The 12,213-nt window shown below is 68.0% G+C and carries 9 protein-coding genes; 1 reads left to right on the plus strand and 8 read right to left on the minus strand.

Features of this window, described 5'->3' with window-relative positions:
• The 5 genes from E0H26_RS30170 to E0H26_RS26945 form a co-directional block, all read right to left on the minus strand.
• Positions 1-3,682 (minus strand): tetratricopeptide repeat protein (locus E0H26_RS30170; RefSeq protein ID WP_131308765.1); only part of this gene is annotated, 3,682 nt, incomplete at its 3' end.
• Positions 3,679-4,851 carry a hypothetical protein gene (locus E0H26_RS26930; RefSeq protein WP_131308768.1) on the minus strand — a complete coding sequence of 391 codons (1,173 nt, stop codon included), beginning with the start codon at positions 4,849-4,851 and terminating at the stop codon, positions 3,679-3,681. The genes E0H26_RS26930 and E0H26_RS30170, both read right to left, overlap by 4 nt.
• Entirely contained in the window at positions 4,848-5,789 is a 942-nt protein-coding gene (locus tag E0H26_RS26935; RefSeq protein ID WP_240742407.1) for an AAA family ATPase, read from the minus strand. Before E0H26_RS26935 ends, E0H26_RS26930 begins: the two co-directional genes overlap by 4 nt.
• Position 5,790: 1 nt before the next feature.
• Positions 5,791-6,756 (minus strand): effector-associated domain EAD1-containing protein, encoded by a 966-nt coding sequence (locus tag E0H26_RS26940; RefSeq protein WP_131308771.1) that lies wholly within the window; start codon positions 6,754-6,756, stop codon positions 5,791-5,793.
• Entirely contained in the window at positions 6,756-7,808 is a 1,053-nt protein-coding gene (locus E0H26_RS26945; protein ID WP_338106245.1) for an effector-associated domain EAD1-containing protein, read from the minus strand. The genes E0H26_RS26940 and E0H26_RS26945 overlap by 1 nt, the downstream gene beginning before the upstream one ends.
• A gap of 124 nt (positions 7,809-7,932) precedes the next feature.
• Between E0H26_RS26945 and E0H26_RS26950 the strand changes: the two genes are divergently transcribed.
• Positions 7,933-8,874, plus strand: a complete 942-nt coding sequence (locus E0H26_RS26950; protein WP_131308777.1) for a hypothetical protein — start codon at positions 7,933-7,935, stop codon at positions 8,872-8,874.
• A gap of 189 nt (positions 8,875-9,063) precedes the next feature.
• On the opposite strand, the gene E0H26_RS26955 is transcribed toward E0H26_RS26950, so the two are convergent.
• From E0H26_RS26955 to E0H26_RS26965, 3 genes are all read right to left on the minus strand, one after another.
• Positions 9,064-9,294, minus strand: a complete 231-nt coding sequence (locus E0H26_RS26955) for a helix-turn-helix domain-containing protein (protein ID WP_131308780.1) — start codon at positions 9,292-9,294, stop codon at positions 9,064-9,066.
• A gap of 177 nt (positions 9,295-9,471) precedes the next feature.
• The gene (locus tag E0H26_RS26960; RefSeq protein WP_240742409.1) at positions 9,472-9,990 is read right to left on the minus strand and encodes a hypothetical protein; all 519 of its coding nucleotides are present in this window, start codon (positions 9,988-9,990) and stop codon (positions 9,472-9,474) included.
• 385 nt (positions 9,991-10,375) lie between these two features.
• Entirely contained in the window at positions 10,376-12,136 is a 1,761-nt protein-coding gene (locus E0H26_RS26965; RefSeq protein ID WP_131308786.1) for a DUF2637 domain-containing protein, read from the minus strand.
• Between the last annotated feature and the right edge of the window lie 77 nt (positions 12,137-12,213).

Consider the following 12,213-nt stretch of genomic DNA (forward strand, 5'->3'; position numbering starts at 1 on the left):
GGTCACCGACCTCCCGCATCATGGGCAGGGCCTGCCCGTAGTAGGCGAGAGCCCGCTGCCGATCCCCCAGCCCGTCGTACACGCGGCCGATGTTGGTCAGGGTGGCGGCTTCGCCGGCACGGTCACCGACCTCCCGCATCATGGGCAGGGCCTGCCCGTAGTAGGCGAGAGCCCGCTGCCGATCCCCCAGCCCGTCGTACACGCGGCCGATGTTGGTCAGGGTGGCGGCTTCGCCGGCACGGTCACCTACCTCCCGCCGGATGGGCAGGGCCTGCCCGTAGTAGGCGAGAGCCCGCTGCCGATCCCCCAGCCCGTCGTACACGCGGCCGATATTGGTGAGGGTGGCGGCTTCGTTGCCGAGGTCGTCGGCCTCGCGGTACAGGCGCAGGGCTTGCTCGAAGCTGTCCAGGGCAGGCCGGGGTCGCCCGGTGGCGAATTGGGCCCACCCCAGGTCATAGAAGGCGCCGGCGTCCGAGCCGAGAGTCAGGGTCGCGGTCGCGAGGGCCTCGACATCCGCGAACCGGGACCTGGGCAGCCACACCCTCGCCACATGGTGGCCGACGTCGCGGGCGATCGCAGGCTCCCGTCCTGCCACCGCCAGCCGGTGCGCCTCCACCCACTGGACGAGCGAGGCCACAAGGCCAGGCCGAGTGATCGGTTCGGGGATCAAAAGCTCATAGAGGGATCGCGCAGCGGCGGAGCAGGCTTTGATGTATTCGTCGTCGGTGAGCAGGGGGCGGATGAGGGGGCGCAGGACGTTGGAAACGTAGTAGCGGGGTTGGCGGGTTTCGGGGTCGGTGTCTTCTTCCATCAGGCCGAGTTGGACGGCGCGGTCGATGTGGATGGTGGCATCGGGGTGGTTGTGGACGGCCCGGACGGTGTCGGCGGGGACGGGTAGTTCGACGACGTTGACCTTGGCGAGCATCTTCCGCAGCTCGGCGGGTTGGGAGTCCAGGAGGTTCGTCGCGAGGATGGTTTCCCGGCGGAACCGGTCGGCTTCGGCCTCGATGGCAGTGATCAGGGCGTCGACGTCGAGGTTGGGGTCGGCGACGATCAGGTCGAGCCAGTCGAGCAGGCGGGGGTTGCCGGCTGCGGCCTCGACGGCGCGTTGCCGAATGTCGGAGTCGATCGGAGAGCCCGGGCGCAGGTGGGGCAGGTTCGCGAGTTTCTTGGCCTGCTCGATGCCGGTGAGGGTTTCCATTGACTCGACGACGACGCTGGCACCAACGGGTGTGGGGAAGCGGTAGCGGCTGGTGATGACGACCCGACTGGGGCTGCCGGTGTCACGGATTGCTGTCAGCAGGGCCGGGAGGATGTCGGCCATCTCCGGGGAGAGCACGTGCCTGCCGTCGCGTTCGTCGAGGTTGCCGTCCTCGAAGTCGTCGAACACGAACAGGCACGGCGTCTGCCCGAGGGGACCGTCGACGTGCAGCAGGTGACGCAGGCGTACGACGAGGGGAGCCTGGTCGTTGTTGAGCAGCTTGTCTGCTTCGATCTGCTGGTCCGGGGTGGGGAAGTGGACCTTGGTGGTGAGTTCCCGGAACTTGGACAGATCGACGCGGCCGTACCAGACGGCACGCTGGTGGGTGGGCATGCGTTCCAGCAGCCGGGAGGCGAGGCTGCTCTTGCCGAGACCACCCATACCGGCTAGGACCAGAGCCTCGGCCGCACCGTCGCCGCCGGTTTGTTTGAGGGTACGTAGGCAGCGCTGGATGACCCGCCGCCGTCCGACGAACGCGGCGCGGGCGGCAACCCGCGACAGTTGAGTCTGCGGATCCAGGAAATCCTGGTCGGCGGGGCGGAGCTTGATCCGGGCACGCCCCGTGGTGCGCAGGGGCGTGACCATGGGCGCGAGCGGGGATCTGTCGGCGTAGAGGCGCAGCGAATGCCAGCTGCCGTGCTTGTTCGCGTACAGGTGCTGGCGGGCCTCGACCACGGCCAGGTCGAGGGCATCCCCAGCAGCCAGTGACCGGTAGAGCATGGCGGCGAACTCGGTCGCGGAGACGTCGCCGACTGGCAACGCCCACCCCAGCACGGCGGGGGCCCCGGCGTGGATCAAACTTTCACTCATCGACGGGAAGGCGCCGGAGTCGGGCGCGTTCGCCGTCAGGCAGCCGGAGAGGAAAATTAGGCGGGGCCAGCGCCCGCCCATCGCTTTGGCGATCTGGTCAGCGGTGGCGTAGGCGAGCCCACCGAACTCGTTCTCCATCAGGAAGACGGGTTGGCCGTCCGCGCCGATGGCGGCATGGCCGCTCAGGTGCAGGACGTCGAAGTATCCCTCACCGTAGTCGAGAGTAAGGGAGCGGATCCCTTCCAGGGAGCCGCTCTCCTCCACGACCAGTTCGGTCCCGGTGCGGGTAGTGGCAGCCAGGATGGCCGCCTCCTCCGCCTCGTAGCCGAGCACCGGCTCGACACCCTCCGGGGACACGGCCATGAACAGCACCCGCAACGGCCGGTTCCCAGCCTCGACCGGAGCCGTGAGCGCCGCATTCGTGCGGACGGACCGCACCGGCAGCAACGGCGCGTGACTGGAGAGGGTCAGATACGAACCATTTGCGGCGAGCAACTCCCACGGCAGGTGCCGAAGCCGTTCCGCGGCGGTGATGCGCAGCGTGGTGCCGGGGGGGCGGTCCAGGACCGGGGTCATCCATCGCTCATCACCGTCGAGAAAGGCAGCCAGTCTCGCGCCGAGATCACGCAGCTGCGGTGTGCCGAACATCTTCTGCGCCACGGCGTGCTGACTGTAGTCGCGTTCCACCACCTCGATCAGCCGGTCGATAGTCACTGTGTCCAGGCCACGGGTCTTCGGCGGACCGTCGCCGGTCGAGAGGCGCAGCTCCGCATACTCGGAGGTCTGCTGGAATATCTCTAAGTCGAAGACACGCATCTCACCGCCGAAGACACGCATCTCGGCCGGGCTGACTACCGGGCGGCTGAAGGTGGGCTCGAGGTCCACTGTCGGGCCACGCAGCCTCCGCAGCAGCTGAAGTGCCTCGCCTGCACCCGGCACGGACCGGAGAGCCGCGCTGACAGCCTTCACGTCGCTGCCGGGAACAAGCCCCAGAGTCATGAGTTCAGCGCGCGCCGTCGGGTCGCCCGACCGCAGCCGCGCCGCCGCCGCCGCGATCTTGTCGCCAAGCTGAATGGTCGACGCGGGCTGCGAGGTCAGGCGACCCCGCATCGCGACGAACCAATCGGAGGAGAGCTCGATCTGGGCATTCGCGTCGGTCTGAGCGTCATCGAGCCAGCGGAGCGCGGCATCCGGATCGATGACACCCAGGACCGTGAGCCGCTGGGCTTGGGCAAGGTACGGCTGGCCGCTCCAAGCGTCGGCTTGGTCGGAGTACCGTTCGAGAAGCAACGCCACCTGCTCCGCCCGCTTCCAACCGTAAACGTTGTGCAGGCTGACCAGCAGTAACGAACGCAGATTCGCATCGATCTCGAATAGCTCGCCGCCCAGCTCGCGGAAGAGGGGTGAAGCCAAAAGGTCCGCCTCGACAGTCCAGGGTAGGCCGTGGGGCGGATCCGTGAAGAAGTTGATGCGAAGCAGGTTGAGAAAGGCTGGGTCGACGACGACCGGAACGGCGGCGTGACAGGCGAGCTCGATCGCGCCAGGGGGAAGAGTTTCCCAGGTTTCCGCGAGTCGGACGCCTGCCCTGGATCCCGCCGCGACGATGTTCACAATGGTGCCTCGACAACGGTCGGCCGACCCCGCAGGATATCGACAGCCGCATACATGCCGTCACGGTCCAGCGGGAACATCGGAATGTGGCGGGCGATCTGCTCGGCGGTGGCGTCGGCCCAGCGGTCGACGCTGAGCGGATTGAGCCAAGCGATGCGGGCCTGTCGCGTGATGATGGCCAGACCGAGGGCAATCGCATCGAAGATGCGGGTGGTGACCAGCGAACCTCGCTGCGCGCCCGCGTCGCTGATGACCACGACTCCCGAGCCGGGGGTGAGGTCGTCGAGCACCTTACGCATGGGCCTGTGCTGGGTAAGGCCGGGGTCGTCGTAGACCCAGCCGGCAGCCAGTGGCGGAATGCGGTCGACGATGGCGTCCATCTCGACGTTGGCCGGATCGGCAAGCTGAGTAAGCGCGCTGCGGTCCGGGCTGGTGCCAGGTGAGTTGCGGAAGTATCTGATGGTGATGGAGTCCAACCGGCTAGCTCGGACCATTGATCGGGTGAAGTGGTCGATGAAGCCGTGGAACGGTGTCATCGAACCGTGGCGGTCAACGAGTAGAAGCAGGCGGGCGGCGTTGACCCGGCGTGGTACGAGCACTGGAGGAGTGACTAGGCCGGTCGCGGCGTACCGAGTCATTGTGGCCTCGACGTTCAGCTCCACGCGCGGGCCGTGCCGCCTCGGGCGACGAAGGCGCCGCCATGCCTGGGCGATTTCGCGCTCCGACAGTGGATATTGCGGGCGCATGATGAAGGGCGGTGCCGGCCGGCCCGAGCGAGGCGGCTGGATTCCTCCGCTACGCGGTAACGGCACGGTGCGGCTGACATCCCCCTCTCCCTTCGGCAGGGACGGCACGGACTCGACGATGTCGGGCTGCAGGTCGGGCATCGGTGCAGGCGTGGGGACGTCGCCGACTGCAGGTTCAGGTGCGGCCACGGCCCAAACCGGCATGTTGACGAGATGTAGCGTCGAGGTAATGATCTCGGCGTCACGGGTGGAGGCCGCAAACAGCGTCACGCACAGCGCCCGCAGCGCCTCGTTCGAGCTGAGGCCGTGGCCGGCTGCAAGCGCGGCGCGCAAGGCCGCGCAGTCGTCAATCCCGAGCGGCAGACCTCGCCGGCGCAACCGGGAAACCAGCTCGCGGACGAACGCCGGAAGGGGCTCTGTCATCGCGAACGCAACCACTTCTCGGCCCGCAGTTGATCGCCGCGATGCTTGACTAGCGCACCGAGTTTGGGCAGGTTGGCCACCTCGGCCTGGGAGACGTCGTCGCTGCGCAGGCACTCGACCCAGTCGAGCAGTTCGCTGAGACCGGGGCGATGGTTCAGATCGAGCTTGCGCAGCTCCAGCAGGATCTCTCTGGCGCGGCTGCGGAGCCCGCCGCCGGCGATGCCGTGCATCTCGAGAATCTCGTCGAGGTTCTCCTCGGGGAACTTGATGTAGTGGAAGGCGCAACGGCGCAGGAAGGCACCGGGCAGCTGCTTCTCCTCGTTGTTCGTGACGATGATGATCGGACGCAAGTCGGGACGATCCGGTGGCACCTCATATCGAATGTCCGGCAACTCGTCAACCTCGAAGCGCAGCTCGTCGAGTTCGCGCAGCAGATCGTTGGGAAAGTCCAGGTCGGCCTTGTCGATCTCGTCAATGAGCAGCACCGTCCGCCGCCCGAGTTGAGCGCGTGCAATCGCTTTGCCCAGGGGGCCGAGGCGCACGTAATCGTCCGGCGGCGGGAGCTTCTGATGCTGTAGGCCGCTGAGCTGCGCGTCAGAGAGACGGCGTACGGCATCGAAGGTATACAGCAGGTCGCGGGCGCGGCTGGTGGATTTCACGTGCGCTTGTTCGAGGGGCAACCCCAGCCGGTACGCGACTGCATGCGCGAGGCGGGTCTTGCCGACGCCTGGATCGCCCTGCACGAGCAGCGGCCGGCCAAGGGTGATGGTGACGTTGACTGCTTCACAGAGCGCATCGGTCAGCAGATATGGCTCCGGAGCCACTTCATGCTGTTCAGGGGCGTCGAGGGGCGAGTTGACATCCTCGATGATCTGCCGAGCTGGCGGCTCGCCTGGTTCGAGGCGGATCGAGGTGTCGATGGCGCGGCAAATGTACACGTCAAGCCTTCTCTCTCAGCCAGGCCAGGAACCCGTCAGGGTTGTTTTGATTCCGGCTCACGCCCCTCATGCTTCGTTGGAGCGCGCCGTAGGTCAGCGGGACACTGAGCTGTCCCGCGGACACCTCAGCCTTCTGCTGAATCCAGCGGCTCCACGGGACCGCGACCTCCTGCGGCCAACCGAGTTGCACCGCCGCCTTGATCGCCCACTTATGGACGTCCACGAGTTGAAAGGCCGGACGGCCAAGGTCGACTACGCCCGGGGCGCGACGGTCGTCGGACGGGGTCACGAACACCAGTGCGAACCAGTTTCCGAGTGGGCCACACGCCGACCGCACGCCCTCCCAGAACTGCTCAAGGGCCGCGGCGGTCGCGTCGTTGACCAGCACCCGGCACACCACGCTGGTGTCCTCGATCTCCGGCAGATGCTGCAGGATTTGCTTGACCTTGTGGTCGGGGTCGGCGGTGACGGCGCCGAGGCTCACATCGTCCTTGGGCTGCAGCTCACCGAGGCAGTGCGGCAGCCAGGCACACAACCTCTTCGCCACGGAGTCCTCGTCGGTGGTAATGCTCAGGCCGAGCAAGCCGCGCTGCGCAGTGAACATGGCCTCGTGGACCTTGTCCTTCGCGGAAGTGAGGTCAAAGTAGGCGTCATTGAACAGTTGCGCCACTGCGGGTACGGCCAGCCCGGCGTTAATGGATCTACGCAGGCCGTAGCCGTCGGCGAACTTACGCACAAGCTCGTTATCGGGGCGGCCTTCAACGAGGGTGCGGGTCAGTGGGTGCAGCCAGCCTCGGCTCTCTGCCGCACTGATCAGGCGGAACGCCTCGACTTCCAGGTCGCCCGGTGCGACGAGGGCTTGGAAAGACCACCCGAGATCGAGCTCTACGAACATGACCAGCGCGTCATGTGTCGGGTAAGCGCTGACGATGGCGTCCCTGAGCAGACGGCGCTGAGCACTTTCCATCAATGAAGCCGCCGAAACGCATTGAGGGCGGCCGGCAGAGCTCGCCGGATCGCCAACGCGGGGATGGCCACATTGTGGGTCGGCAAGTGGCTGCGACGCTTGTCGGGATCCCCGCCCTGATGGACGGCGACCAGGTCCAGACTGATGTCGAAGCAGGGTGCGCCGGACGATCCGTGCGCGGTGTTGACCGTGTGTCGAAGGCGGGTGTGGTTGCCATTGAAGTCGATTACCGCACCGAAGGCCATGGTTTGCGATTCGCCGTCGAGGTGCTGTAGGAGCACCAGCTCGTCGAACTGCTCGAGGGCGCGTTCCCGCATGGTGGTGATCCACCCCCGCGGCTGTCCCGACGACAGGCGGTCGGTGCCCGGACTGCCGGCGATCCGTAGCACCGCGAAGTCGAGCTGGTCTTGTTCGGGGAGCATTCCGTTCGGGTTGGCTAGTTCGTCCACCGGGCTGCGCGGGGACCGGGCGGCCTGCCAGTCGGTGTGCAAACCGCACGCCTGTTCGTCAGGGAACCACAGACGCAGATCCTCGGGCTTGTGGCTGGCTCCAAGCGCCTCCTCTATGACGTGACCGGCGGTGAGGCAGAGATCCGGTCCGATGAGGAAGCCAGTGCCGAAAGGGACGTAGCCCGTCGCCGTCTCGGCGTCGATCCGGCATGTGCGGGACTCCTGCTGGGCAAGCCGCTGGCGCCACCGCATCGGATCGAGCTCAGGCGCGTGGGCCCGGATGGTTCGTTCGAGGTTGCTGAGTGCCTCCAACTGGTCAGGCTCCGTCTGCCAACCGATGTCTGCGGCCCACTGCCGCAGCAATGGGTTGCCACGACGGTCCACTAGGATGGCGTCGATAAGCGTATCGAGCCAGCCCTCGGCCCGAGCCTGGGTGATCACGGCGAACACCGCCTCGGACATTCCGACATTGCCGACGATGTGACCGAGCGGCTTGTCAAGATCGAAGTACAGCACTTGTTCAAGGCCGTCCCGGCTGGGATACGCGTGGAGCAATGCCTCAGACAGCCGGCGCAGATGGGGCCCGGTCAGCGGCCGACGAATTTCGCACCTCCTCGGTGTCGATCCCGCTTATACGGAGACTGTACGACGCCAGCTGGTACACGCGATCCTCCACGTCGGCCCACCGCGCTTCCGACAAACGGCTACATCGGGATTAGATAGCACCATGAAGCCGACACGGTACATCGCGGAACGGATCGCGGTGACCAGCGAGCAACTCGCCAGCTGGCAAGCCCAGCTCAGCCGCACCGAGCTGACCTTGCGTGGGCCGTGCCCCAAATGCGGAGACATCACGTCCGCAAACCTGCCGCGGACAGCGGCCGTACTTGAGGCTAACGCCGCGCGAACCCCCGACCGGCTTACCGCCGTCGTGGAGTGCGAATGCCGCCGGCCGCATCGCGGTCGCCCGGCCGACGCCGTCAGCGAAGGCTGCGGGCGAAGTTGGGGCACGGCGGCGGTCTTCGAGGCCGACGGCACGGTGACCCTGCGGCCGCCCGCTGAGCCGACCCTTGTGGAGGCAGCCGACGCGTTTCGCCTCGCACAGGCCGGGCAACTGGCGGCCGTCCGCGCCTCGGCTGACCGTTGGACGACCGGCGTGACCGCGCTGATCAGTCTAGCCGCACTGATCCTGCCGGTCGCTGGCCGTGACGCGATCCGTGCCCTCCAACCGTGGGCGCAAGCCGCCATCGGGGCCCTGCTGGTAGTGGCGATCGCCACGGCAGCAGTCGCGGTCTTGCGGGCGTACAGGGCTGCTCATGGACTGCCAGCCATCCGTCTGGTCGACGACGACAAGTCGCTGCTGGACTGGTACACGACCCACAGGGCCCGGCCCGTTGAAGCGGTCAAGCACCTCAGACAGGCGATCCAGGCTGCCTTGGCAACAGTCGTCGCGCTTGCCGTAGCCGTCGGACTCGCCGTCTTCGGTCCAGCCCGACCGGTCACCTCAGCACCGGTGCAGCTCACCCTGACCGACGGCTCGTTGGTCTGCGGCTTGTTCCTGACGTCCACTGCCGATGTTCGGCTACGTGTGCGGCGCGCCGATGACGGTGCCGTTGCCGTGATCTCCGTGTCCGACGTGGTACGAATCAAGCCGGTGAAGGCCTGCTGACCGATACGAACAGCCATGGCTGCTAATCATGAATCCAGAGCCGCGATGAGTCCTACGGGCATCGTTGGAACGACGGGCGACTCGGATGCCAATTCGGCCACGTCGATAGTACGTCCGGCCGGTTGCGGCACCTACGCGCATGGGGTTCGTGGGCGCCCATTGGGTACTGGCCGACTGACCGGCTTGTGGCTAGTCGACGCCGAGGAGCTTGAGCAGGGCCGGGACGCTGACGAGGTAGCGGCGACCGATGCGCAGGATCTTCACCGGGAACTCGTTGGTCTTGGCCAGCTCGTACGCCTTCGTGCGGCCGATGCCGAGGATCTCCCCAGCGGTCTCGATGTCAGTGGTCATGCCGAGGGCACGCACCGCCTGTTCGGTCCAGACCTGGGACTGCGGTGTGGTCGCGGTGCTGGTCGTCATCGGTGAGATTCCTCCCGCTGCTGTCTGGTGCCGACCTGTGGGTCTGCGACAACAGCGACGGTGCCGATGACGGGGTGTCGCCAGGGCTACCCCTGCGATGTCCTGCGCTAGGCGTAGCGCAGCCGGGCCAGGAGGCCCGGCACCTAAGCCAGCCGCGGTGTTACGGGTAGCTTGGGCTCATCCTTCGGCGTCCGGTGGCGCGTCCTGTTTCGGTCGACCAGTGCTCGACGCCGAACCAGTGCGGTTGTTGATCCAGTTTTCGGCCCGGTGACGTTTCCAGGAGCGGATGATCCCGCGACGGCCGGGCTCCTCCAGGTCTGGCTTGATCAGGTAGCCGTCCCGGCCCTGCTCCCAGTGCGGGGCGCTCTTCTGCACGTACTTGGACCAGGCTCCGTGGGTGACGCGGATCAGGGTGCGGAATTCCTTGGCGGTGATCAGCTCGTCCGGGTCGCCCTCCAGGGTGACCTGGTGCACCCTCGCCATGCGAGCGGTCCGCTTCACTTGGAAGTAGGAGGCGTTGAACACGTCGAGATCCTCAAGCGCGTACCACTCCTGGCCGTCCACCACGTCGACCGGCTCGCGCCAGCCGGTGGTAGGACGATGCTTCGGTGAAGCGACGCGGTTGATGGTCTCCAGGCTCCGGTTGAGGTACTCCGCGGCCCCGCGACGGTTCGTGCAGAGGCGGTCGTTGACCACCCGTAGCTCCACGCAACCCCCTGCGTTCACGTCCCGATGTGCCCCGGCGTCGCCCGCCAGGCAGCCGTTTCCGCTCGCCGCAGCCGGGCGGCTCCGGTCGCGGGTAAGGGTCACTGTACCGGCAGCAACGTCACCCGTTGCTGCCGCTGCTTCCGGAAGCACCACGTCAGTACGCATCATGAACCGTCCTCTTCAAACGTGGGCAGGCGCAATAAGCATTCGCAGGCGCCCGGCGAAGGCTCGGCTCTGGCCTGGCCGGGCGGCTGGTCCAATGGGGCCAACGGGGCTGTGCGGGCAGGAGATTGCATCCGCGCTCGGTGTAAGTACGGGCAACGCCTCCCGGACTGACACCGGGAGGCGTTGCCGAACTGCGGGGACTTGCAGGTCAGGTGCCGGCGGTGGCGAGTTCCTTCCGCGATGCCGCAGAAAGCACGCTCCGGACCGTCCGGTCGGTGACGCCCGTCAAGGTCGCCAACTCCTGCTGTTTCGCGTCCGGGTGATCCCGGTGTGCTTCGAGCACTGCCAGGACGGTGGCCGGGCTGACCCGGTCGACCTGTGGCACCGGCTGCCCGTCGAACATCAGTGGCTCGCCTGCTGGCGCGTTCGACGTAGTCCGGCGGCGGCGTGGCGACATCCGCTCCATGAGCCCGCGGATCTGCTCCTCCGCGGCCTCGCGGCGCTGCTGTTCGTCAGCGAGGGCACGCTCGGTGGTTGCCGCCCGCACCTCCAGGTCCTTCTGGACCCGCGCCTGCTCCCTGCCCTTGAGCCGGAGGTTGGCGACCTCCGCTTCCGCCTGCTCGCCGCGCTGGCGCCACTGCTGGGCTTCCGCTTCCGCCTGGCCCCGGCTCCGGGCCGCCTGCTCTGCTTCCGCTCGGGCAGTCGCTGCTGCTTCCTCGGCCGCCGCCCGCAGGGCCGCTTCGTGTTCCGCCCGCCGTGTCGCTCGTTCTGCTTCCTCGGCTGCTTCCGCTCGCCGCGCTGCTTCCGCTTCCGCCGCGTGCCGGGCCGCCCGGGTTTCCGCTTCCGCCTGAGCGCGTCGCGTCGCTTCTGCGGCCAGCCGTGTTTCCGCTTCCGCCAGCGCCGCGCGGGCCAGGCGGGCATCCTCCTGCGCCGTTTCCATCTCCTTGCGCGCCGGCCCGGGTAGCGCCAGTGACGGTACCGGGGTGCCGGTCTGGGCGAGGTGCAGCAGCAGCGTGAGCGCCTTGCCGGTTTCCCCGGCACGGGCAGCGTTGCGGGCGGCGGTGCGCGCCTGCTTCCGGACGTCGGCCGCCAGCGCCTCCCGCCGTTCCCGGTCGCGGTCGACGGCGGCGAGCCGGCGGCGCTCACGGCGAGCGGCCTCGGCACGAGCGACCAGGGCAGACGCGCCGGGGCTCAGCCGGTCGAGCACGTCCAGCCGCCAGGCGGTGATGGTCGAACGGGGGGCCATCAGCCACCGCCGCCATCCGAACCGCTCCGGCGGTGGCGGCAGCATGCCCCGCTCGCGCAGCGTCGGCCGGTGCTTGGCTCCGCTGCGGACCTCGTAGACGATGATGCCGAGCGCCGAGAGGAACGACAGCCCGACCGCCTTGACCGGGTCGGCGTGGTGGCCGATGGCGTTGATCGCGACCGCCGCCGCCGTGCAGATCCAGATCAGCGCCCGCGCTGCGAGCGCCCGCTCCCCGGCGAGGCGCTGCTGCTGCGCGGTCAGGGCCATCGCCAAGCCCGTGCCCTCGATCGCGACCGCCGCCACGACGCCGATCGGCGTGGGCAGACCGTTGATCCTGGCAGCGTCGACCTGCCCATACACGGCGCCCGCTACGGCGAGGCCGTAGATCACGCCGGAGTAGACCGCAGCGGCGTTGGCCCGTACGTACTCGACGCGACGCGCGTACCACGCCGCCGTGTCCTGCCGGCGGGCCTGCCGCCGCTTGCGCCTTGCCTCGCGCTTGTCCTCGCGTTCCTTGCGGCGGCGCTCGGCGCGGTCAGCCTTCTGCCGATCGCGCTGGTCATCCAGGCGCAGGCGCCCTTCCTGCTCGCGAAGGCGTCGCTGCACCGCCGCGTCCTCGTCGGCGATCCGCTGCGCGCCGACCAGCCGCTCCCGCTCAGCGGTCGCCAGCTCACGGGCGACCCGCCGGTCGGCCCTGGCCAGGTCGGTCAGGTCGGTGCTCATAGCGCCACCGGGCCTTCCAGCACCCCACGCGCCGGCACCGACCCTGTCAGCACCCGGTGCGCCGGGGGTCGAGGGAA

The sequence above is a fragment of the Micromonospora zingiberis genome (assembly GCF_004331455.1).
Classification (GTDB): domain Bacteria; phylum Actinomycetota; class Actinomycetes; order Mycobacteriales; family Micromonosporaceae; genus Micromonospora; species Micromonospora zingiberis.

Coding starts and splice junctions, on each gene's coding strand:
- E0H26_RS26930 (WP_131308768.1), bottom strand. CDS start 4,851: ATGACAGAGCCCCTTCCGGCGTTCGTCCGCGAGCTGGTTTCCCGGTTG.
- E0H26_RS26940 (WP_131308771.1), bottom strand. CDS start 6,756: ATGGAAAGTGCTCAGCGCCGTCTGCTCAGGGACGCCATCGTCAGCGCT.
- E0H26_RS26950 (WP_131308777.1), top strand. CDS start 7,933: ATGAAGCCGACACGGTACATCGCGGAACGGATCGCGGTGACCAGCGAG.
- E0H26_RS26955 (WP_131308780.1), bottom strand. CDS start 9,294: ATGACGACCAGCACCGCGACCACACCGCAGTCCCAGGTCTGGACCGAA.
- E0H26_RS26965 (WP_131308786.1), bottom strand. CDS start 12,136: ATGAGCACCGACCTGACCGACCTGGCCAGGGCCGACCGGCGGGTCGCC.